The sequence below is a fragment of the Pararhodobacter zhoushanensis genome (assembly GCF_025949695.1).
In the GTDB taxonomy this organism is placed as follows: domain Bacteria; phylum Pseudomonadota; class Alphaproteobacteria; order Rhodobacterales; family Rhodobacteraceae; genus Pararhodobacter; species Pararhodobacter zhoushanensis_A.
The window spans coordinates 2544720-2566972 of sequence record NZ_JAPDFL010000001.1 but is presented as its reverse complement, the minus strand read 5'-3'; the positions used below and the strand labels follow the sequence as shown (position 1 = coordinate 2566972).

Below are 22253 nucleotides of genomic sequence, written 5' to 3'. Positions count from 1 at the left end.
ACTCCGGCACTTGGCAAGCGCACATGCTCCCAACCGACAGATTGCCTGCACGACACCCCACCATCTTTTCCATTCACGGCGGCAGCTATGGTGATCGAATACTCTCGCTTGAACGTCGCACCTTCCCAAACGTCACGCAACGGATCTCGGGTGTATCTGGCACGATTAAAGCCATGCCCCCCCGAATTCAGACGACACTCATCGTGTTAATACCCCCAGATGCGGAGAATCCGGTTCCCGCACCGGCTGCAACGATGGCAGCCTAGGGTCAGGACCCATTGATCTGCTTGAGGCTGCCGTCGCTGCGTGATTCAAGGCCCTGAGCTGACGGGGGTGATGATGAGAAATTTATTTTGGCTGACGGACGAGCAGATGGAGCGGCTGAAACCGTTCTTTCCGAAGAGCCATGGCAAACCGCGCGTCGATGATCGGCGGGTTTTGAGCGGCATAATCTTCATCAATCGCAATGGCTTGAGGTGGTGCGATGCGCCTCGGGAGTATGGCCCCCCGAAGACGCTCTATAACCGATGGAAGCGGTGGGGTGACATGGGGGTCTTCGCCAGGATGATGGAGGGGCTGGCCTCGAAAGGCACCGAGCAGAAGACCATCATGATTGATGCGACCTACCTGAAGGCGCATCGCACGGCTTCGAGCCTGCGGGCGAAAAAGGGGGGCCTGACGACCAGCGCGGGCGCTTGATCGGGCGGACCAAGGGTGGGTTGAACACCAAGCTGCACGCTGTCACGGACGCCAAGGGTCGTCCGCTGAAATTCTTCATGACCGCAGGCCAAGTCAGCGACTACACCGGCGCAGCAGCTCTGCTGGGCAGTCTGCCCGCGGCCGAATGGATGCTCGCCGACCGGGGCTATGACGCCGACTGGTTCCGGGATGCGTTGAAAGACAAGGGGATACGCCCCTGCATCCCCGGTCGGAAGTCGCGCGGCAAGACAGTCCGCTACGACAAACGACGTTACCGGCGCCGCAACCGGATCGAGATCATGTTCGGCCGATTGAAAGACTGGCGCCGCATCGCAACCCGTTACGACCGATGCGCAAAGACCTTCCTCTCCGCCGTCGCCCTCGCCGCAACTGTCATCTTCTGGCTTTGACGATCAATGAGTCTGGACCCTAGGAACTCAAAAGGATCCCGCCACCATTCTTGACGAGATCGGAAGGGGTCACCGTCTATGATAGCGTACATCACCAGGCGTCTCGCCCAAAAGGCCCCCTCACCGACGCATCCGCCGAGTCCAGGGCCGCCCAGAACTTGGCCCGCCGCAGCCCCCTTGCGCCGCATTCGCCTGACATGCCATTTTCACCACAGTAAGGCGCGTAGGCATGGTTACAGGGTCGGTTGCACATATGGATCAGGTCACAGACACCCGGCCCGTTCTGGTCGTTGATCTGGACGGAACGCTGATCCGCTCGGATATGCTGTACGAGACCTTCTGGTCGGCGTTCTCGCGCGATTGGCGCACGCCGATGCGGGCGGTGGCCGGCCTGCTGCACGGCAAAGCGGCGCTGAAAGCGCGGCTGGCGGCACTGGGCATGCCCGATCCCGCTACCCTGCCCTATACCCCTGAAGTTCTGGACGAAATCCGCGACTGGCGCGCATCGGGCGGGCGCACGGCGCTGGTGACGGCAGCGGATCAGTCCATCGCGGATGCCATCGCCGACCACCTCACGCTGTTTGATGAGGTGCATGGTTCGAACGGCGAAACCAATCTCAAGGGCCCGGCCAAGGCCGCCTTCTTGTGCGAGCGTTTTGGCAGCGGGGCCTTCATCTACGCGGGCGACAGCACCGCCGATCTGGCGGTCTGGTCGCAAGCCGCGGGCGCGGTCACGGTCGGGGCGGACGCCAGCCTGCGCACCAAGGTCGAGGCGCTGCGCCCCGGCACCCGTCATCTGGCCCCCAGACAGTCGCTGTTGCCCGCAGCGTTCCGCGCCATGCGGCCGCACCAATGGGCCAAGAATGCGCTGGTGTTTTTCCCGATGGTGGCCGCGCATGATTTCAATCTTCTGGCGCTGGGGCAGACGATTCTGGCGGTTATCGCGTTCAGTCTGATGGCGTCGTCGGTTTATCTGCTCAACGACCTGCTCGACATCGGCTCGGACCGCGCGCATCCGCGCAAGCGCAACCGACCGCTGGCATCAGGCGCGCTGCCGCTGAAAGCCGGGATGGCGATGGTGCCGTTGCTGCTGGTGATCGGGATCGCCGTGGCGGCGCTGTTGCCGCCGATCTTCATGCTGGTGATGGCCGGGTATTACGGCCTGACCATCGCCTATTCGCTGTGGTTCAAGCGCAAGCCGATCCTCGATATCGCCGCGCTGGCCAGCCTTTACACGATGCGCGTCGTTGCAGGCGGTGCCGCAACCGGGATCGAGCTGTCGGTCTGGCTGCTGGCGTTCTCGGCGTTTTTGTTCTTCTCGCTCGCCGCCGTCAAACGACAGGCCGAGCTGGTCGACCTGGCCCAACGCGGCGTTGATCAGGCCGCCGGGCGCGGCTACCGCGTGGGCGATTTGCCGGTGATCACACAGATGGCCACGGCCTCGGGCTTTGTCGCCGTGCTGGTGCTGATGCTGTATCTGAATGAGCCCGCGACGCTGACGCTTTACCACCACCCGCTGATGCTGTGGGCGGCCTGTCTGGTGATGCTGTACTGGATCGCGCGCATGGTACTGGTGGCGCAGCGCGGGCAGATGGACGATGACCCGGTGGTCTATGCCATGCGCGATCCGGTCAGCCAGCTGGTGGTGTTCATCATCGCCTGCCTCTTTGTCGGAGCGAAAGTGCTGTGAGCCAGACCCCCACCGGCTGGACGCTGATCGTCCGATACAGCGGCTTTGCCGTTGTCGCCACGCTGGCCAATCTGGGGGCGCAGCGGCTGGTGTTGCGCTTGGGCGAAACGCCCGCGTTGTTCGCGCTGGCGGTTCTGGTCGGCACGGCGCTGGGGCTGGTGGTGAAATACGCGCTGGATAAGCGGTGGATCTTTCTGGACCCTGAGACGGGGGTGAAGGCCAACAGCCGCAAATTCGCGCTCTATACGGTGATGGGGCTGGTGACGACGGCGATCTTCTGGGGCAGCGAGACGCTGTTCTGGCAGATCGGCGGCACCCACACGGCGCGCGAGATTGGTGCGGTTCTGGGGCTGGCCGTCGGCTACATGGTCAAGTATCAGCTGGACAAGCGGTTCGTCTTCACCCCCGCTGGCCGAGGGCGTGTGATGGAACTGTCAGGCTGGGGCCGTTACCCGCATCAGGAAACCCGGTTAAGCACCCCGCGCGACGCGCAGGATGTGGCTGCCCTGCTCGGCGATGGGCCGGTGATCGCGCGCGGCTCGGGCCGGGCGTATGGCGATCCGGCAATCGGGGCGCATGCGGTCTCGACCAGGCACCTCAACCGCATGATCGCCTTTGACGAGTCGACGGGCGCGCTGATCGCCGAAGCCGGTGTGACGCTGGGCGAGATCATCGACGCCTTCCTGCCGCGCGGCTGGTTTCTCAGCGTGACGCCGGGAACCAAATTCGTCTCACTGGGCGGCGCGATTGCCGCGGATGTGCATGGCAAGAACCACCATTCCGAGGGGTCTTTCGGCGTCTTCGTCGACTGGTTCGACCTGATGGGTGCCGATGGCACCGTCACCCGCTGCTCGCGCAACGACAACGCCGATCTGTTTCGCTGGACGCTGGGCGGCATGGGCCTGACCGGCATCATCCTGCGCGCCGCGATCCGGCTCAAGAAGGTCGAAAGCGGCTGGATCCGCCAGACCACCATCGCCACCCGCAATCTGGATGAGGCGCTGGCCGCCTTCGAGCAAACCTACGACGCCACCTACAGCATGGCGTGGATCGATTGCGCGGCGACCGGGGCGAAGATGGGCCGCTCGATCGTGATGAACGGCGAGCATGCAACGCGCGACGACCTCCCGCCCCTTGCCCGCCCGCGCCCTTTGGACACCGCCCTGCACCGCGATCTGAGCGTGCCGTTCGACTTTCCCGGTTTTGCCCTGAACCCGTGGTCGATCCGCGCGTTCAACGAGCTTTACTACGTCAAGGGCAAGCGCACGCCGCCGGTCAGCATCACCGGCATCGACTCGTTCTTCTATCCGCTCGACGCGATCCGCAACTGGAACCGCATCTATGGCCGCAAGGGCTTCATGCAGTTCCAATGCGTCGTGCCGCTGGAAAGCCACGCCGAAGGGCTGCGCGCGATCCTCAACGCGATCACCCGCACCGGCGCGGGCTCTTTCCTTGCCGTCCTCAAGCGCTTTGGGCCGCAAGACAGCCGCCTTTCCTTTCCGATGGAGGGCTATACGCTTGCCCTCGATTTCCCCCTGACCCGCCGGAGCCTCGACCTGATGCCCGAACTCGACCGTATCACCGCAGATCATGGCGGGCGTTTCTACCTTGCCAAGGACAGCCGCATGAACGCCGACACCCTGCGCCGCACCGATCCGCGCTGGCAGGCTTTCGCCGAGATGCGCCGCCAACAGGGGCTGACGCAGGCCTTCGCCTCGGCCCAAAGCGAAAGGCTGGGACTATGAGCAGCGTCCTGATCCTCGGTGCCCGCTCGGACATCGCCCGCGCCTGCGCGCAGTTTTACGCCAAACAGGGCTACGCCGTGCAACTCGCCGCCCGCGACCCCGCTGGACTTGAGGCCGACGCCACCGACCTGCACCTGCGCCACCGCGTTCCGGTGACCTGCCACGCCTTTGACGTGCTCGACACCGCCAGCTTTGCCGGGTTCATCGAAGCCCTGCCCATCCTGCCCGACACGGTGATCTGTGCCGTAGGCTTCATGGGCGAGCAAGCCGCGAGCGAGCGTGACCCGCAGGCCGCAGCGCTGGTGATGCGCTCGAACTATGAAGGGCCGTCGCTGATCCTCGGGCTGCTGGCCGAACGCTTTGCGGACCGCAATTCCGGCACGCTGGTCGGCATATCCTCGGTCGCGGGCGACCGGGGGCGCGCGTCGAACTACGTCTATGGCTCGGCCAAGGCGGGGTTCACTGCCTTCCTCAGCGGGTTGCGCAACCGGCTGTCGCGCACCAGGGTGCAGGTGATCACCGTCAAGCCCGGCTTCGTTGCGACCCGGATGACCGAGGGCATGGACCTGAACCCCCGCCTGACCGCCCAGCCCGACGAGGTGGCCCGCGCGATCTGGACCGCGCAGGCCAAGGGCCGCTCCGTGATCTATGTGCGCGGCATCTGGCGGCTGGTGATGACCATCATCCGCCTGCTGCCCGAGGCGGTCTTCAAAAAGACCAGCCTCTGAGCAGTGCTGACGTCCCTCAGGGCGTCAGCACCGGCATCGGCACGCTTGAGGGCGCGGTGGTTCCCACCCCCAGTTGACCCCGGTCATTCGAGCCCCAGCAATTCGCCGTGCCATCGGCCATCAGCGCGCAGCTGAACAGATCGCCCAGGGTGAGCGCGACAACCTCGCCGGTCAGACCCTGCACTGCAACGGGCACGGCGCTGTCGGTGGTGGTCCCATCCCCCAACTGGCCATGGATATTCCATCCCCAGCACCAGACCGCCCCGTCCGCCACAGCGCAGCTATGCCCGCCACCGGCCTCGATCAGGCTGACTGGCTGCGGCAATCCTGCAACCGGCACCGGCGTGGCCACGCCCGATTCCGTTGCGGTGCCGTCACCGATCTGGCCAAAGTCGTTGCCCCCCAGCAGACCGCAAGGCCAGCGGCAGCAAGCGCGCACGCGTGGTTAACCCCCACCGACAGTGCCTGAGCGTCGGCGTTGAGCCCGGTTACCCGCACCGGCGTCACACTGTCTCCTGCGCGTCCGTTGCCCAGCCGCCCTGCGACATTCGAGCCCCAGCAGGCCACGGCTCCCACCGTGTTGCGCGCGCAAGAAAAGCGGTAGCCGGTGCCGATCTCGACCTGCCCGCGCGGCAAGCCGCCGACCAGCGTCGGCACAAGGCGGTTCTGCGTTGTGCCATCCCCCACCGCGCCCGTCGGGTTGGCACCCCAGCAAAAGACCCGCGTCGATGCCGTCAGTGCGCAGCTATGATCAATGCCCCCGGCCACAGCGGTAAAACGCCGTCTTGGCCCGGCAACAGGACCGGCCACCAGCTGTCCGGTCTGTGTGTCATTGCCCAACTGGCCCTCGGCATTGCGTCCCCAGCACCGCAGCCGCCCCAGCGCCGCGATCGCGCAGCTGTGCGACTCACCCGTGCCGATTGCCGTCACGGGCGACCAGATCCCGTGCACCCGGCGCGCAAAACGCCGGTCTCTCACCTTACCCGAGCCAAGCTGGCCCTGATCATTGGCCCCCCAGCACAAAACCGAGCCATCGGCGACACGCCCGCAGGCGTGAAACGGTGCCGCCTCGATTTCCAGAAAATGCGCCACCGTCTGCGCTTGCAAAAACGCCGGCGCTCCCACCATGCCGAGGGCTGCGACTGCAAGCCACATCAACACCTTGACCATGATACTCTCTCCCGGGTTGCGCCACGCCTCCCGCGGGGCGGAACCGGGCATGAGCGTAGCATGCCGCCTGAAATCGTGCTGGAGATTTTTGCACCCATACCGCGAGTCCCGTGCTACCCTTCGCGCAGGTGCTGCGCAGGTCGGCAAGGCCCCGCCGATGCGTCGCGACATCCAAGATGCCTTCATTGCCGGTTAAGACAATCGCCGGTATGTGGATAAGTATGACGAGGGACACACAAGAATTGCGCACCGCAAAGATGCGCCTGAACGCGGCTGCTCGGCCGTTGACGCTGGTTGCTACGGGGTTGAGCGCGCTCGCCCTGGTGGCGGTCAGTGCCCAGATGCTCTGGCAACCGGCGCCGCAAGCAACGCATGCAGCGGCAGGCGACGTGCCACGCTCTGCAGGCACCCAACCCGCCGCGTCGGGCAGCCCTGCGCCGCAGGTCTGGCTGGCGTCGCTGAACGCTCCGCAGGTGACAGGCTTCGCCGCGCATGACTACGCGGATGAGGCGGTCTTTCCCCGCCGGACGCCGCAGCCTGTCCGACCTCCGATACCTGCCGCCCCGGCAGCTGACGCCTCGGAAACCGCAGCCCCCGAGGTCGTCGCTGCGCCGGAAGGCAGCTTGCTGACACGAGGGGAACGCACCACACGCGTTCCGGTTCCCGCCCCGGCACAAATTATTTTGCGGGCACCCCGCGCGGTGCCCCCGCCCCGCCCGCAAGTTGCCCCGCAGCCCGACGCCGTGGCCACTGAAGTGCCGCCGCTCGACGCCCAGCAACTCGACGCCCAACAACTCGCCGCCCTGCGCGCACCGACGCATTCGCCCATGCCGCGCGCGCGGCCGTTCACGGCGCCGGTGGCCGATACAGCGCCCGCCGAAACCCAGGCCGCGCCCGGACAGATCGTTCTGGCCAGCCTCGGCGGCGACTCAACCAGCCTGATCCGCTCACGCCTTCCACAACCGCGCCCTGAGGCCGTGACCCGTCTCGCCAGCGCCTCGCTCGATACGCCACAACCGATCACGCCGCGCGCGCAGGCACCCGCCCCGTCGCTCTCGGTTCCGCCGCTGACTTCGGCCATCGCCGGGCAATCCGACCGCTGCGAAAGCACCCTCACCCGCGCCATCCCTCGCCGCGCGCGCAGCGCCGGTGACGGCAGCAGCGTGATCGGGCGGCTGACCGGCACCGGCGGTGGCGAGCGTGACAACGCGGTCATTTCCGAGGTTCTCGCCGGCAATATCCCCGATTTTCTGCGTGATCTGGTGCCCGTGACCTTCAACGGCACCGGCGCGAACGGCCAGCCCACCCGCGTCACCATCTGCGTCACGCCCGATTACCTCGCCGTCGGCTCGGACAGCGATTTCGTCCGCGTGCCACTGGGCCTGCCCGCTGCGATGCGCGTGGCTGAACGCTTCGACATGGTGCTGCCGACGACCCGCATGGTCGACGCGATCTACCAGCAAGCCGCCATCCACCTCAGCCCCGCGCCGATGGATCCGACTGCACAGATGGCCTCGACCAATTACTTCCTGCGCCACAACGCCACGGTCGAAGGCCAGCGCCGTCAGGCAGGCGGCCATCTTGGACAACTCGTTTCGGGTCACAAGAAAGACCTCGTGCTGACCAACCGCCTGCAGTCCAATCCGGGCCGCGTCGCCATCTATGGCTGGCACCGGCGCAACGGACAGGCGATCCAGCCGCTCAGCACCGTCCACGGCGCGCAATACGCCGATTACAGCCACGGCATCCGGCTGGTCGCCCGCCGCGCCTATATGAATGGCCGCGCCGTGGATCTGCGCGATCTGCTCTCGGACAGCCGCCTTGCCGGGCTGGTCAGCGCCGAAGGCACGATCTCGAACCGCCAGCTCCTCGCCCTCGCCAACTGACCCGCCAGTACGACATCAATCCAACAGGCGCGCCCGGACAAGGCGCGCCTTTTGTCTATCATCTGTCTAAAAATATCCACGGGAGGATTTTCAAGGAGGGTACGTGTACCCTCCTTGAAGCGGGGGGCCCGGGGGCGGCAGCCACCCGAACCAATAGTAAGCCTTGGGGCGGCAGCCCCCGAACCAATAGTAGCCCTGGGGCGGCAGCCCCCGGCGCCGATAGGCTCAAACCGCCTGCGATGCCGCCACAGCCTTTGAAAACTCGCTCTTGAGCAGCCCGATATCCTCAATCCCCACCGACACCCGGAAGAACCCTTCCGTGATCCCCAGCGCCGCCCGTGCCTCGGGTGCCAGCGCCCGGTGCGAGGACGAGGCCGGGTGCGACAGCGTGGTGCCGATGTCGCCCAGCGTCGGCGCAAAGGCCAGATCCGGCGCGCCACGGGTCAGGGCGTTGGCCTGGGCTCGGTCGCCCTCGATCACGAAGCTCACCATATGCCCGCCGCGCTCACCCAGCAGCGACACCGCGCGGTTCTGGTCCGGATGGTCCGAGCGCGTCGGATACAGCACTTTCTTCACCCCCGGCAGCGTCGCCAGATGATCGGCCAGCGCCGCCGCATTCGCCTCGGCCCGGTCGTAACGCAGCTCGAACGAATAGAGCCCGCGCTCGGCCAGCCAGCAATCGAAGGGGCTGGGCGTCATCCCCGTGGTCACGGCGAAATCATAGATCGCCTTGCGCAGCGCCGGGTCTTTGGTCGCCGTATAGCCCAGCGTGGCGTCCGAGTGCCCTGACAGGATCTTGGTCACCGAATGAATGACGATATCCGCGCCATGCTCGAACGGCCGGAACCCGCGCGGCGTGGTGAAGGTGTTGTCGATCGCCAGCAACACCCCCCGCTCGCGCGCCACCGCTGCGATGCCCTCGATATCCGCCACCCGCAGCGTCGGGTTCGACACCACCTCGAGCAGGATCATTTTCGTTTCCGGCCGGATCGCCGCGGCAAAGGCCCGCGCATCGGTCGAATCGGCCAGCGAGGTCGCGATGCCAAAGCGGTTCAGGTCCTGCCCCATCAGCCGCAAAGAGCGGCCATAAAGCTGATCGCCGCCCAAAACGTGATCGCCCGCTTTCAACACACCCATCAGCGCCGCCGTCACCGCCGCCATGCCCGAGCCGGTGATCAACCCGCCCTCGGCCCCTTCCAGCATGTCGATTTTCTCGGCCAGCACCTGCGCGTTGGGGTGCCCTTCGCGCGCATAGGTAAAGCCCGGATTGGTGCCCGCGTATTGCGCGTCCAGCGTATCGGGATCGGGCGAGGCATAGACCACCGAGGGCTGCAGCGGCGTGACCACCGGGCGCGAGGCGCTGGCCGGCCACGGCGTGCGGCGAACCAGCGAAGGGGTATCGGACATGGGCAATCTCCTTTTCTTCCCCCGTTGATGACACGCGGCCAAGGCCCCCGCAAGACATGCAAAAACCCCCGGACGCGCGCGGCGTCCGGGGGCTGTTTTTCAGGCAATCGGCGGCAGTTTAGCCGCGACGGGCGCGCAGCGTGGTCCAGGCACCCGTGACGATCAGCGCCGCGATCACCGACTTGACCAGATCACCGGCCAGAAACGGCAGCATCCCGCGCGACACAGCGCCGCCCAGATCCAGCGGGGTCACAGCGGTCAGCCAGATCAGGCCCGGCACATACAGCAGCGCCGAGATCGCCGCGACACCCAGAGCCGTGCCAAGAAACCCACGCGCCACGCCGCGCTCGGCCAGCAGGCCAGCGGCATAGGCCATGGCAACAAAGCCGATCAGGAAGCCACCGGTCGGCCCGAACAGATAGGCCGCACCCGCAGCACCGTTCGAGAACACCGGCAGACCCATGGCACCTTCGGCCAGATAGGTCAGCACCGCCGCCGCGCCAAGACGCGAGCCCGCGACCAGACCGACCATGAGCACGGCCAGCGTTTGCAGGGTCATCGGAACCGGCAGCATCGGTACGCTGACCTGCGCGCCCAGAGCGATCACCGCAGAGCCGCCAACAACGGCGAGCAATTTGGTGAGCAGCGATTGCGTGCCAAAAGAGGCCTGAAGAAGAGTTTGCTGGGCCATGAGGGTCTCCCTGTTCGTCGGTCCAAGTTGATGTGTTTATCCGGTGTCGGCGCGGTCGGGTCAAGCGGCGCGCGCGACCTCGGCCACTTTACTGCGCGTTGACTTTGCAAACCCCAGTACCTGCAAATTTCAAAACTTCGCAAACGGGACCGGGCGCGAATCCGCGCTCTCCGGCCTCTTGTCGCGGGCGCTTCCCATCGCCGCCTTGCATGGCACGGGACGCGATGGCATGAGCGCAGCATGAGCCAGAACCCTGACACACCCGAATCAACCGCCGCCCCTGAGGCCCCGATTGCGCTGATCACCGGCGCGTCGCGCGGTCTGGGCGCAGCCCTGGCCGAGGCGCTTGGGGCGCGCGGCTGGCATATCGTCGCCCTCGCCCGCACCACCGGTGCCCTGGAAGAACTGGACGACCGCATCAAGGCCAAGGGCGGCAGCGCCACGCTTGTGCCTGTCGACATCACCAATGACGACGCGATGCGCCAGATCTGCCTGTCGATCTATGAACGCTGGGGCAAGGTCGATCTGTGGGCGCATTGCGCCGTCCATGTCCCGCCGCTGTCCCCCGCCGGGCATGTCGCGGCCAAGGATTGGGACAAGACGATCAATGTCACCGTCCGGGCGACCGGCGCGCTGATCCCGCTGATCGAGCCGCTTCTGCGTCCCAGCCCGCGCGGCACCGCGCTGTTCTTTGACGATCCGAGCTGGCATGATGGTGACGGAGTTACCAAGTTCTTCGGCGCCTACGGCGCCTCGAAGGCCGCGCAGATCGCCTTTGCCCGTGCCTGGGCAGCTGAAAACGCCAGTCTGGCCGCCAAAGGGGCGCCGCGCGTGATCATCGACATGCCTGCGCCGATGCCCACCGCGACCCGCGCCCGGTTCTTCCCCGGCGAGGATACCAGCGCGCTGACGCCTTGCGCGCTAGAGGCCGAACGGATCCTCGCACTGTTGGGCTAAGCTCCTTATCTGCAAGCAAAAAGGCCGGGCAATCGCCCGGCCTTTCGCATGGGTCACCAGCGATCACCGCTCGCTGATATAGATCATCGTGTTGCGCACGCGCGAGCGGTTATAGGTCCCGGCCCAGATATCATACTGGCCCGACCGCGGGTTCGAGAAGCGGATCAGCGGGTCAAGCCCGTTGTAGTCATCGTTGCAGTACCAGGTTGTCGACGGATCGTTGATCAGCAACATCGTGTCACCCGGCGCGCTGACATAAATCGTCAGCGGGAACCCCCCGGCGCGGTAGTGCAGGCGGAAATCGGGCGCATTGGCAAACCAGCCGCCCCCCGGACAACCGCCGCTGCCGCCGAAATGGTAATCCCCTCCGGCGCGCACCCGGACCGAGCGCGGATCGGGCAGGAAGCCTGCGTTCAGCGTGGCGCTGCCATAGGACGGGGCCAGCGAAAAGTTTTGCGCAGCGGCAGTGGTCGCAACACCGCCCAGCGTCGTGGCGGCGATAGCCGCAGCAATGAACAGTTTGAAACGTTTGATCATTCGATCCTCCAATCGCGTTAATACCTCCTGTCTTGGCCCGCCGGCCCAATGATCACAAAAGATCGCCAGCATCGAACAGACCCAGGAATGCCGCGATGCTGCCCGCAATTCCTTCACCTGTCCAGAATGTTTCCTGAATCTCCGGGCTTTGTCAGATGTTGAAACAATTGGCGCACTTGCCACTGCCGTCCGGGGTTTTCGGCACGGCCTGCATCTGGTTAATTCGATGCTGCGACCGTCCATCGGTCGTACCCTGCCCCATTCCAGCCTGCCAAACTGCAAAGACCTCGTTATGCGTGCCATCAGCTTTCTTGCCTTTGCGTCGTTTACCACATTGATGCCCGCGCTGGTTGTTGCGTGGACCATGGGGGCGATGGCCCCCTTCTGGTTTCTGGCCGGCGACGCCTATCTCTATCTGGGGATCGGCCAGGCCTCGCAGGGACCGGCGATGAGCTTTGACGGCCTGCGCCCGACCAACGGGTTTCACCCGGCGTGGCAGGTCTGGGTGCGCCTTGCCACCGCGATGACCGGCGACCCGCTGGGCGCGATGACCCTTGTGGCGTGGAGCGCCATTACCTGCACACTGGGCGGCGTGCTGGCGCTGGGGGCGGCGATCCAGCGCTTCACCGGCTCGTGGCTGCTGGCGCTGCTGACGGTGCCCGGGGTCTATTACCTGACCATTGGCCAGAGCCTGCACAATTTGCCGGTCTGGGGATTCTTCGACGGGATGGAGGCGGGGCTGGCCTTTCTGATCTCGGGCCTGTTGCTCTGGCTGGTCGCTCGGCGGACGACTCACCCGCTGACCCTCGGACTGGTCATCGCCGCGCTGGTCCTGACCCGGCTGGATGAGATTTTCGTGCCCGCCGGGATCGCCCTGTGCGTCACCTTCTGGCCCGGCCGCCCCTTTGCCCGCCGCATCACCGACGCCGCACTCCTTGTCGCGCCCACCGCCATCGCGGTCGCGCTCTATGTTGGCTGGTCGGTCTGGACCACGGGCATGCTCGCCCCGGTCAGCGGCGCGGCCAAGGGAGAAGGCGCGCTGTTGCAGAATGCCTGGGTTACGCTGGCGACGTTTTTCGCCCCGCTTATCGATCTGCGCGCGGCGCTGACCAGCTACACCGCCGACCGCGCGGGCCTGCTGGGCGGGGCGTTCCGGGTGGTCGAACTGGTGATCCCCGCGCTCTTTGCCGCCGGGTTCCTCTTTGCGATCCTGAAACGCTACCGCGGGCAGACCTGGGCGCCGTTGATGGCCGGGATCTGCATCGGCATCCTTCTGAAAGCGCTCTATAATTTCGTCAACGTCAACTACTGGCATCAGGCGACCTGGTACTACGCCCTGTCGATGGCGATGATGAGCGCCGGGGCGGCAATCCTGCTTGCTCCTGTCGCCCGCCGCCTGCAGTCGCGCGGGACCGCTGCCCTTGCGGCACTGGTGCTGGGCGGGATGAGCCTGCTGCATGCCAGCCTTTGGTCGGCGACGCTGACCACCGATGCGCTGAGACCGGCGCAACGCGATTTCTGGCTGGCGCGGGCGCAGACAGAAGCCGCGATCCGCAGACAGGAGCCAAACCCGCGCGTGATGGAATTTGGCGACGGGATGATCAATTTCACCTTCGACTTCCCGGTCCGTCACGGTTTTGTCTTTGCCGGCGACGCCCAAAGTCTGGACGCCCTGCATCACGGCCGCCTTTTGCGCGACAGTTATACCGACGGATTCACCCTGTTGTCTTCGTATGAGTATCTGCGCGTCCCCGACGGGGCCGAGGACTGGGACAGCGACACCATTCGCCGCTATCTTGAGACCTCGTTTCTGGATGAGCGCGTGAAACCCGAACTCGCCCTGTTCGATTTTGAAATGCTCACCGTCGCGCGCCCCTGGGGCGTGCCCTTTATCCGGCTGATCCCCCGGGACTCCGCCCAACCCTAAGGCCCACATGCCCAAGCAACACCCCAAGATCCGCTGGCTGCTGCGTGCAGCTTTCGTGCTGGCGCTGGGGTTGACGCTGTTCTTTGGCGCCCGGCTGGCGCTTAACGCCCTCTATTGGACCAACCCTGCCCATATCGATCAGACGATGGAAGGCTGGATGCCCCTTGGCTATGTCGGCCGCTCGTGGGACGTCCCGCGCGCGGTGATGATGGAGGCGGCCGGGGTGACCGGCAACAACCGTCCGCGCCGCAGCCTTGAGATGATCGCGCGAGACGAGGGCATCCCGTTGTCGGTGCTGATCGCGCGGATCGAGGATGGTATCCATGCGTATCGTGAGCATGGACATGACTGAGTGGATGCTCGCGCTGGTCGCGGACTGGGGCGCCACGGCGCTGGCCATCGTGACCTTCCTGTCCTGTCTGGCGGTGCCGGTGCCCTCCTCTATGATGATGCTGGCTGCCGGCGCCTTTGCCGCCTCAGGCGATCTGGACCTGGTGCCTGCCATGAGCGCGGCATTGATCGGTGCGATTCTGGGCGATCAGACCGGGTATCAGTTGGGACGGGTCGGCTATCAACGCACCGCAGTCTGGCTGAACCAGAATCACACCCGCGCAGCCGTCCTCGAACGCGCCCGGCTTTCGGTCAATCGGCGCGGCGCGGTGGCGGTGTTCCTGTCGCGCTGGCTGTTCAGCGTTCTGGGGCCGTATGTCAACCTGCTGGCCGGGGGCGCAGGCATGACATGGCTCCATTTCACCGCCGCCGGGATCGCAGGGGAATGCGTCTGGGTGCTGGTTTATGTCGGTGTCGGGTATCTGGCCGGGGGCTCGATCACCGAAATCGGCGAGGCGTTGAGCAACGCCTCGGGCCTGATGGCTTCCCTTGCCGTGACGGTGTTGCTGGGGTGGGTGCTGGTGCGCCGAAAGTGGCACAAACCAGCGCCTTAACCTTCATCCCGCTCGGCCAGCGCCAGCCATTCCTGCTCGGCTTTGCCCAGTGCGATCTGACGTTCGGTCAGCATCTGGCTGGCCTTGGAGGCCTTGACCGGCTCGCGCGTGTAGATCGCGGCGTCTGACAACAGCTCGGTCAGCTTGCCGATCTCGGCCTCAAGCCGCGCGATGTCCTTGGGCAGCGCTTCCAGGCGCTTCTTCTCGGAGAACGTCAGTCCCTTGACCGGCGCCGCCGTGGACTTGGCCGACTTCTGACCGGCCTTTCCCGCTTGCTTGGACCCGCCTTTGTCCGCTACCGGCTTCGGCTCGGTCAGCGCCTTTTGCGCCTGGTAATCCGACCAGCCCCCGGCATAGGCGACAACCTTGCCCTGCCCTTCAAAGGCCAGCGTTGTCGTCGCCACCCGGTCGATGAAATCGCGGTCGTGGCTGACCAGCAGCACGGTGCCGGGGTATTCGCCCAGGATATCCTGCAGCAGATCGAGCGTTTCGACGTCCAGATCGTTGGTCGGCTCGTCGAGCACCAGCAGGTTGCTCTCGCGCGCCATGATCTTGGCCAGCAGCAAACGCGCCCGCTCACCGCCCGACAGGCTGCGCACCGGGGCGCGGGCCTGCGCCTCGTCGAACAGGAATTCCTTGAGATAGCCCACGACATGCTTGGGCACGCCGCGCACCATGACCTGATCGGCCTGCCCGCTGACCCGCATTTCGGGATCGCCGGTCAGGTTCTCCCACAGCGTCATCTCGGTATCGACCCGCGCGCGGGTCTGGTCGAACAGCGCCATATCCAGATTGGTGCCCAGCCGGATCGTGCCCTCATCAGGCTCCATCTCGCCGGTCAGCATCTTGAGCAGCGTCGTTTTGCCCGCGCCATTGGGGCCGACAAAGGCCACCCGGTCGCCGCGCAGCACCTTCAGGCTGAAATCCTTGAGGATCGGCACACCGTCGAAGGTTTTCGAGATCCCCACGGCCTCGGCCACCAGTTTGCCCGACTGCTGCCCGGCATCCAGCGCCATGGCGGCGGTGCCCTGACGGCGGATCTGGCTGGAGCGTTCCGAGCGCAGCTCCTGCAGCGCGCGCACCCGGCCCTGATTGCGTTTGCGCCGCGCGCTGATGCCCTCGACCGCCCATTTCGCCTCGTGCTTGATCTTGCGATCCAGCTTGTGGCGGGCGTCGTCCTCTTCCATCCAGGTCTTGTCGCGCCAATCCTCGAACGCGGCGAACCCCTGCTCCAGCCGGCGTACCTGCCCGCGGTCGACCCACAGCATCGCCCGGCTGAGCGCATTCAGAAATGCCCGGTCGTGGCTGATCATCACAAAGGCCGCGCGGGTTTCGCGCAGGCGTTCTTCCAGCCAGCCGATGGCCTGAATATCGAGGTGGTTGGTCGGCTCATCCAGCAGCATCAGCTCGGGCGCTTCGGCCAGCAGCTTGGCCAGTGCAGCCCGGCGGCGTTCACCGCCCGAGGCGGTCTCGACCGCGACATCGGGATCAAAGCCCAAGCCTTCGGCGGCAATCTCGATCTTGTAGCTTTCGGACGGGTCGAGCTGCGACAGCGCGTAATCGCCCAAGGTCGCGAAACCCTTGAAATCGGGGTCCTGCTCCATATAGCCGACGGTCGTTCCGGGCGTGAGCACGCGGATGCCTTTGTCGGCCTCGGCCAGACCGGCCATGATCTTCATCAGCGTCGATTTGCCCGACCCGTTGCGGCCGACCAGCGCCAGACGGTCGCCCGGCTGGATCACCAGATCGAGGGTGTCGAACAAGGGATTGCCGCCGAAAGTCAGCGAGATCCCGGAGAGTTGCAAAAGGGGTGCGGGTGCCATGCGCGGGGGCTAGCGCGGGGCCGTGCCGGGGTCAAGATGGCTTGAACGGCGCGGCGGCGTCCCCATGTGATGAGAAAGGAGACCCGGCATGAGTTTGATCCTGAATGTTCTGTGGCTTGTCTTTGGCGGCGTATGGATGGCCGTTGGCTGGTTGTTCGCGGCGCTGCTGATGGCGATCAGTATCGTGGGGCTGCCCTGGGCGCGCTCGGCGGTGGTGATGGCCGGGTACTGCCTGCTGCCCTTCGGCATGCAGGCGGTCGACCGGACCGAGGTGTCGGGGCCGGATATCGGCACGGGCGCCTTGGGGACGCTGGGGAACGTGCTGTGGCTGGTGCTGGCCGGGTGGTGGCTGGCGCTGGGGCATCTGATCTCGGCGGTGCTGATGGCGGTGACGATCATCGGCCTGCCCTTCGCCTGGGCGCATCTGAAGCTGGCCGGGTTCGCGCTGTGGCCGGTGGGGAAAACCATCGTGCCACGGTGATGTCCCCTGATGGGACAGAGCAGCGGGTTGCGTGTTTTCAACCCGTTAGCAGGTCGCGTTAACCTTGTGGCAACGGCTGTCGCCGGGGTTGGATCAGCCGGGACATCGCTCGTCGAGCGATGCGATGTACCCCGCCAGATCCCGCAGGGCGGTGGCGTGGTCATCCAGCGACGCCAGATTGCCCTGCGCGCGGGCGCGGTTGACGTCCCAACAAAGCGCCGACGCCAGCTGAAAACTGCGCTGCGCGGCGATGAGGCGATCCTGCGCGGCGTGCAGAGCGCGGCGCAGGGTGGCGACCTCCTGACAGGCGCTGGTGACGGCCGAGCGCGCCTCCAGCCGCTCCATCACCCGGGCGCGGGTCACCCAGTCGAGACCGGCGTAGAGCGTCGCTTCGGTTTCGGCCAGCCAGACGTCGAGCGGCCGGGCCACCCGCAGCCCGGCGCGGAAGTGATCGGCGCAAGGGTCGGCGTAGAGCGGCGTCGCCAGAACGATGAACAGCAGGACAAGGCGCATGGGGCCCCCAAGGGTGATGAGCCCGAGGGTGGCAGGGAGGGGTTAAGAAAAACCGAATGGGTTGGATGTAGGGTGGGGTTTCACCCCACCATCCGACGACGACATGGCGGGGTGAACCCCGCCCTACGGGATGACGGCACAGCTTGCGGCAAATGGGCCGCCAGATCAAAGCGTGTTACAGGTAGGGCGCGCCTTCATTGCGCACCAATCCGGCGTGGGGATGGTGCGCAATGAATGCGCATCCTACGGCTGGCTGCACGAATCCAAGCCAAAGGCTATTCTGAGTCAGTTTTGTCGGGTGCCGGTAGCTTTTTCAGTTCTTCTGGTGCGGGGATTTGATCATATTCACGCGAGCCTCCGCGCGCTATCCGCGCTATCTCTTGAATACGTTTCGTCAAAGGCTCAACTTTCTCACCGAACTTTCCGAGCGCATCACCAATATCCACAACCCCGCCAAGCACTACATCAAGCCTACCTTTTTTCCGGTGAGTTTCCCGCTCAATAGCTGCAATGCGATTCAGCAATCGCGTCTTATGCGGATCATCAAAGAACACGGAAACAAATATAATCTTGCGCATCGCGGTACATAGATCAAGAATTTTAATTCTTTCCGGTTCTTCCAAAGAATACAATGGATCAAGACTTAACTGCTCATTTTCTGAGACAGGCTCTCCGTACTTCTCAAAAAATCTATCGACCGCTTCAAGCGCTCCCCAAGCTCTCTTTGTTGATAACTCTTAAATGCGTACCCTTCTTCTCTCAGAATACGCGAGAACTGCTTTGGGAGCGATTCCTGCAATACCACAGAAAGCGAGTTCAGCTCATCATAGTCTGCCTTTGATAACGGGCCTTCGTCAGTGGAATTTGAAGCACTTAACGCTCTGCCGATTAGATTGCTTAGGTCTCCACGCGCCGCATCATTTACCATTCTTTATCTCCGCCTGGAACTTACTTTTAATCCGTCATTAAACATCCACATCCTCAACAAACCGCGCGTTCTCGGAAATATACTGGAACCGCAGTTCCGGCTTTTTGCCCATCAGCCGCTCGACCAGATCCCCCGTCTCGCCCGGGATATCCTCGTCAATCGACACGCGGATCAGTTTGCGGGACTCGGGGTTCATCGTTGTGTCTTTCAGGTCCTTGGCGTCCATCTCGCCCAGACCCTTGAAGCGGGACACGTCGATTTTCCCCTTGCCGCCCAGCCCCTTGGCCAGCCATTCCTCTTTCTCGGCCTCGTCCAGACAATAGACGCGCTTGGCCCCTTGCGTCAGGCGGAACAGCGGCGGGCAGGCGAGATACAGGTGGCCGTGGTCGATCATGGGCCGCATCTGGGTGAAGAAGAAGGTCATCAAGAGTGCCGCGATATGCGCGCCGTCGACGTCGGCGTCGGTCATGATGATGACCTTGTCATAGCGCAGGTCATCGACGCGGAATTTGGTGCCCATCGAGACCCCAAGCGCCTGACACAGATCGTTGATCTCGGCGTTCGCGCCCATCTTACCGGACGCCGCCCCCAGCACGTTGAGGATCTTGCCGCGCAGGGGCAAGAGCGCCTGTTTCTTGCGGTCGCGGGCCATCTTGGCCGAGCCACCGGCCGAGTCGCCCTCGACGATGAACAGCTCTGTCCCTTCGCGGCTGGTGGCCGAGCAATCGACCAGCTTGCCGGGCAGGCGCAGTTTCTTGGTGGCGGTCTTGCGCTGGGTTTCCTTTTCCTGACGGCGGCGCAGGCGTTCCTCGGCGCGCAGGATCAGGTAGTCAAGGATGGCACCGGCGGATTTGGGATCACCGGCCAGCCAGTTGTCGAAATGGTCGCGCACGGCACCCTCGACCAGACGCGCGGCCTCGGTGGTGGCGAGGCGGTCCTTGGTCTGGCCGACGAATTCCGGCTCGCGGATAAAGGTCGAGACCAGCGCGCAGCCGCCCGCCGCCATATCCTCGCGGGTGATGTCCTTGGCCTTGCGGTTGCCGACCAGCTCGCCGTAAGCGCGCACGCCCTTGAGGATGGCGGCCCAGAAGCCCGCCTCATGCGTGCCGCCTTCGGGCGTGGGCACGGTGTTACAATAGCTTTGCACAAAGCCGTCGCGGGCAGGCGTCCAGTTGATCGCCCATTCGACCGAGCCGGGGACGCCGAATTTCTCCTGAAAGCCGACCTTCCCGGCGAAGGGTTTGTCGGCGTAGGTGAAGTCCTTGCCCAGCTGTTCGTTCAGGTAATCGGCCAGACCGCCGGGGAAGTGGAAGATGGCTTCCATCGGCGTGTCGGCATCCTCGACCGCCGATTTCCAGCGGATTTCAACGCCGCTGAACAGGTAGGCCTTGGAGCGCACCATTTTCAGCAGGCGCGCCGGGCGAAAGCGCAGCTGGCCGAAGATCTGCTCGTCCGGGTGGAAGGTGGTGGTGGTGCCGCGCCGGTTGGGGGCCGAGCCGATCTCGACCACCGGGCCTTGCGGGATGCCGCGTGAAAAGCGCTGCTCGACCAGTTTGCGGTCGCGGGCGACCTGCACGATCATCACATCGCTGAGCGCGTTGACCACCGAGGCCCCGACGCCGTGCAGACCGCCCGAGGTCTCATACGCCTTGCCCGAGAATTTGCCACCCGCGTGCAGGGTGCACAGGATCACCTCCAGCGCGGACTTTCCGGGGAATTTGGGGTGCGGATCAAACGGCATGCCGCGCCCGTTGTCGCGCACGGTGAGCGAGTAATCGGCGTGGAGTTCGACCTCGATCCGGTTGGCGTGGCCGGCGACGGCCTCGTCCATCGAGTTGTCGAGGATCTCGGCCACAAGGTGGTGCAGCGCGCGCTCGTCCGTGCCGCCGATATACATGCCGGGGCGTTTACGGACGGGCTCCAGCCCTTCGAGCACCTCGATTGAGGAGGCGTCATAGGTTTCGGGCTGGCCCGAGAGGAAATCGGTCATTGCACTGCTCGATTCTTGGTCTTGATGAGTTGCCGCCCAATAGACCATTCGCTTGATGGGGGCGCAAGGTATAGGGGGAACGCGGGCGCGTGACCACGGCTGATCGTGGCCCGCTTGCACGGGTGCGATGGACAGCCGGGGCGGTGATGCGCAAACTGGGGTCGGTGGCCCGGAGCGGAGAGCGGATGTGAGCGAGGCGGCGTTGTTTTACAGCATGATGGGCGATAGTTTTCCTGCCGACCAGTATATCGAAGACGCCTTTGTCGCGCTGCGGCCCGTCGAGCTTGTGCCGTTCGCCGATCTTGTCGCGCGGCGGGTGACGCCGGGGCGCTGGATCACCCTGCCCCAGCGTATCGCGGCGCTGAAGGCCGAGATCCTGTCGCATCCGGGGCGGCGCGCGGTGGTGGTCGGGCGGTCCTCGGGCGGGGTGGCGGCGACGCAGCTGGCGGCGGATGTGCCGGGGCTGATCAGCGGCATTATCGTGCTGGGCTATCCGTTCAAGAACCCCAACCGCCCCGACGAGCCGCATCGCTACCAGCATCTTGCCACGCTGGAGACGCCCACATTGATCGTGCAGGGCCAGCAGGATGTCTATGGCACGCCGACGCGGCTGTCGCAGGTCACGCTGTCAGCGGCGATCCGCTATGAAGAGATCGCCACAAACCATGAATTCACCCGCCCGGCCCCTGACTGGCAGGCCATCGGCCGCTTGATCGACGGGTTTCTGGCGAGCCTGTGAGCCGGGACTACATCGGCTCGGTGTTGCGCTCGGCCATCATCTGCGCAAAGGCCGGGCGCGCATGCAGCCGGTCGATCCATGTCTGCACGGCAAGATAGGGTGCCATGGCGGGACCGTGTGGTTGCACGTAGCGCACGCATTCGGCCATCAGGATATCGGCCACGGTGAAGCGGTCGCCGATAAGATAGGGATGGGCCGCGAGATGCGCGTTCAACCGGGCCATCGGTCGCGCCAGCGTTTGGGTCAGTGTCGCAAGTCTGGCCTGGCCTTCCGCCGTTTCCTGCGCCTTGGCGGCGTAGGTATAGAGGATGTCGAGCGCGGGGCCTTCGATCGCCGAGATCGCGGTAAAGCCCCATTGCAGCGCCTCGCCCTCTTCCGCCACTGAGGCCGGCGCCAGCGGCCCACCGTATTTGCGCGCCAGATACAGGGCGATGGCCATGGATTCGGTCAGCACCAGATCGCCATCGGTCATCGCCGGGATCTGGCTTTGCGGGTTGATCGCCAGAAACGCCGGCGACGCGGTATTGAAGGGCGCATCAGCCGCCTGCGGGTCGGACAGGCGGTACGCCTGAATGACCGGGACATGGTCGAAGGCTTCGCCCAGTTCCTTCATCAGCCAGATGGGCCGCGTCGCCCGTGACCGCAGCACCCCGTATATCGTGACCATGACCCTGCTCTTTTGCTGTGTTTGCACCGAGCGTAGCGCGCCTCACGACGCGCGCAAGAGGTCATCAAAAGGGGCTGCCGGTTTCGCAGCGGTAGGGTGCGCTTCAGCGCACCGTGGCAGGATTGGTGCGCTGAAGCGCACCCTACCCCGCGCGGCAAGCGCGCGCAGGCTGACCCGGCGCAACAAAGAAGGGGAATGGTGGGCGATAAGGGATTTGAACCCCTGACATCTTCGATGTGAACGAAGCGCTCTACCGCTGAGCTAATCGCCCCCGTGCGCGTCTTTAGCTGCTCACGCGGGCAGGCTCAAGAGGGTTTTCGC

Annotated in this window: 21 protein-coding genes and 1 tRNA gene; 11 read left to right on the top strand and 11 right to left on the bottom strand. The window is 65.0% G+C overall.

Annotated features, from left to right (window positions below; genetic code table 11):
- Window positions 1-339 precede the first annotated feature (339 nt).
- The 4 genes from OKW52_RS12880 (at window position 340) to OKW52_RS12865 (ending at window position 5272) form a co-directional block, all read left to right on the top strand.
- Window positions 340-1109 (top strand): IS5 family transposase gene (locus tag OKW52_RS12880; RefSeq protein WP_264507632.1). Its coding sequence is split into 2 segments (ribosomal slippage): window positions 340-676 and window positions 676-1109, totalling 771 coding nucleotides; the frame shifts between segments, so codons are not numbered across the junction.
- A gap of 253 nt (window positions 1110-1362) precedes the next feature.
- Window positions 1363-2799 carry a UbiA family prenyltransferase gene (locus tag OKW52_RS12875; protein ID WP_264506072.1) on the top strand — a complete coding sequence of 479 codons (1437 nt, stop codon included), beginning with the start codon at window positions 1363-1365 and terminating at the stop codon, window positions 2797-2799.
- Window positions 2796-4544, top strand: coding sequence for a GtrA family protein (locus OKW52_RS12870; protein WP_264506071.1), 1749 nt, complete (start codon window positions 2796-2798; stop codon window positions 4542-4544). Before OKW52_RS12875 ends, OKW52_RS12870 begins: the two co-directional genes overlap by 4 nt.
- Entirely contained in the window at window positions 4541-5272 is a 732-nt protein-coding gene (locus OKW52_RS12865; protein ID WP_264506070.1) for an SDR family oxidoreductase, read from the top strand. The genes OKW52_RS12870 and OKW52_RS12865 overlap by 4 nt, the downstream gene beginning before the upstream one ends.
- A gap of 16 nt (window positions 5273-5288) precedes the next feature.
- Here OKW52_RS12865 and OKW52_RS12860 read toward each other — a convergent pair whose 3' ends face one another.
- Window positions 5289-5624, bottom strand: a complete 336-nt coding sequence (locus OKW52_RS12860) for an RCC1 domain-containing protein (RefSeq protein ID WP_406622256.1) — start codon at window positions 5622-5624, stop codon at window positions 5289-5291.
- Window positions 5576-6442: an RCC1 domain-containing protein gene (locus tag OKW52_RS12855; RefSeq protein WP_264506068.1), complete on the bottom strand. Its 867-nt coding sequence runs from the start codon at window positions 6440-6442 to the stop codon at window positions 5576-5578. The genes OKW52_RS12860 and OKW52_RS12855 overlap by 49 nt, the downstream gene beginning before the upstream one ends.
- Before the next feature lie 221 nt (window positions 6443-6663).
- Here OKW52_RS12855 and OKW52_RS12850 point away from each other — a divergent pair, with 221 nt between their 5' ends.
- Window positions 6664-8328 (top strand): hypothetical protein, encoded by a 1665-nt coding sequence (locus tag OKW52_RS12850; RefSeq protein ID WP_264506067.1) that lies wholly within the window; start codon window positions 6664-6666, stop codon window positions 8326-8328.
- Between the two features lie 225 nt (window positions 8329-8553).
- On the opposite strand, the gene OKW52_RS12845 is transcribed toward OKW52_RS12850, so the two are convergent.
- Together OKW52_RS12845 and OKW52_RS12840 are read right to left on the bottom strand one after the other, a co-directional pair.
- Window positions 8554-9735 carry a trans-sulfuration enzyme family protein gene (locus OKW52_RS12845; RefSeq protein WP_264506066.1) on the bottom strand — a complete coding sequence of 394 codons (1182 nt, stop codon included), beginning with the start codon at window positions 9733-9735 and terminating at the stop codon, window positions 8554-8556.
- Window positions 9736-9853: 118 nt separating this feature from the next.
- Window positions 9854-10426, bottom strand: a complete 573-nt coding sequence (locus tag OKW52_RS12840) for a biotin transporter BioY (protein WP_264506065.1) — start codon at window positions 10424-10426, stop codon at window positions 9854-9856.
- A gap of 240 nt (window positions 10427-10666) precedes the next feature.
- Between OKW52_RS12840 and OKW52_RS12835 the strand changes: the two genes are divergently transcribed.
- On the top strand, window positions 10667-11383 hold the full coding sequence (locus OKW52_RS12835) for an SDR family NAD(P)-dependent oxidoreductase (protein ID WP_264506064.1): 717 nt from the start codon (window positions 10667-10669) through the stop codon (window positions 11381-11383).
- Window positions 11384-11446: 63 nt separating this feature from the next.
- Here the strand turns inward: OKW52_RS12835 and OKW52_RS12830 are convergent, their stop codons facing one another.
- Complete coding sequence (locus OKW52_RS12830; protein WP_264506063.1) at window positions 11447-11920, bottom strand: peptidase S1; 474 nt, start codon at window positions 11918-11920, stop codon at window positions 11447-11449.
- A gap of 292 nt (window positions 11921-12212) precedes the next feature.
- Between OKW52_RS12830 and OKW52_RS12825 the strand changes: the two genes are divergently transcribed.
- From OKW52_RS12825 to OKW52_RS12815, 3 genes are read left to right on the top strand one after another with little or no spacing between them, the layout of a single operon-like run.
- Window positions 12213-13847 carry a hypothetical protein gene (locus tag OKW52_RS12825; RefSeq protein WP_264506062.1) on the top strand — a complete coding sequence of 545 codons (1635 nt, stop codon included), beginning with the start codon at window positions 12213-12215 and terminating at the stop codon, window positions 13845-13847.
- Between the two features lie 7 nt (window positions 13848-13854).
- Window positions 13855-14199, top strand: coding sequence for a hypothetical protein (locus tag OKW52_RS12820; protein ID WP_264506061.1), 345 nt, complete (start codon window positions 13855-13857; stop codon window positions 14197-14199).
- The gene (locus OKW52_RS12815; protein ID WP_264506060.1) at window positions 14171-14791 is read left to right on the top strand and encodes a DedA family protein; all 621 of its coding nucleotides are present in this window, start codon (window positions 14171-14173) and stop codon (window positions 14789-14791) included. The genes OKW52_RS12820 and OKW52_RS12815 overlap by 29 nt, the downstream gene beginning before the upstream one ends.
- On the opposite strand, the gene OKW52_RS12810 is transcribed toward OKW52_RS12815, so the two are convergent.
- Window positions 14788-16614 carry an ABC-F family ATP-binding cassette domain-containing protein gene (locus OKW52_RS12810; RefSeq protein WP_264506059.1) on the bottom strand — a complete coding sequence of 609 codons (1827 nt, stop codon included), beginning with the start codon at window positions 16612-16614 and terminating at the stop codon, window positions 14788-14790. The two genes, OKW52_RS12815 and OKW52_RS12810, sit on opposite strands and share 4 nt — an antisense overlap.
- Window positions 16615-16702: 88 nt before the next feature.
- Between OKW52_RS12810 and OKW52_RS12805 the strand changes: the two genes are divergently transcribed.
- Entirely contained in the window at window positions 16703-17095 is a 393-nt protein-coding gene (locus OKW52_RS12805) for a YccF domain-containing protein (RefSeq protein WP_264506058.1), read from the top strand.
- A gap of 93 nt (window positions 17096-17188) precedes the next feature.
- Here OKW52_RS12805 and OKW52_RS12800 read toward each other — a convergent pair whose 3' ends face one another.
- The 3 genes from OKW52_RS12800 to parE form a co-directional block, all read right to left on the bottom strand.
- The gene (locus tag OKW52_RS12800) at window positions 17189-17608 is read right to left on the bottom strand and encodes a hypothetical protein (protein ID WP_264506057.1); all 420 of its coding nucleotides are present in this window, start codon (window positions 17606-17608) and stop codon (window positions 17189-17191) included.
- Between the two features lie 275 nt (window positions 17609-17883).
- On the bottom strand, window positions 17884-18231 hold the full coding sequence (locus tag OKW52_RS12795; RefSeq protein WP_264506056.1) for a hypothetical protein: 348 nt from the start codon (window positions 18229-18231) through the stop codon (window positions 17884-17886).
- Between the two features lie 342 nt (window positions 18232-18573).
- On the bottom strand, window positions 18574-20526 hold the full coding sequence (gene parE / locus OKW52_RS12790) for a DNA topoisomerase IV subunit B (RefSeq protein ID WP_264506055.1): 1953 nt from the start codon (window positions 20524-20526) through the stop codon (window positions 18574-18576).
- Window positions 20527-20713: 187 nt separating this feature from the next.
- Here parE and OKW52_RS12785 point away from each other — a divergent pair, with 187 nt between their 5' ends.
- Window positions 20714-21265 carry an alpha/beta family hydrolase gene (locus OKW52_RS12785; protein ID WP_264506054.1) on the top strand — a complete coding sequence of 184 codons (552 nt, stop codon included), beginning with the start codon at window positions 20714-20716 and terminating at the stop codon, window positions 21263-21265.
- 7 nt (window positions 21266-21272) lie between these two features.
- On the opposite strand, the gene OKW52_RS12780 is transcribed toward OKW52_RS12785, so the two are convergent.
- Together OKW52_RS12780 and OKW52_RS12775 are read right to left on the bottom strand one after the other, a co-directional pair.
- Window positions 21273-21932, bottom strand: coding sequence for a glutathione S-transferase family protein (locus tag OKW52_RS12780; protein ID WP_264506053.1), 660 nt, complete (start codon window positions 21930-21932; stop codon window positions 21273-21275).
- Window positions 21933-22128: 196 nt separating this feature from the next.
- Window positions 22129-22203, bottom strand: a tRNA-Val gene (locus OKW52_RS12775).
- Window positions 22204-22253 lie beyond the last annotated feature (50 nt).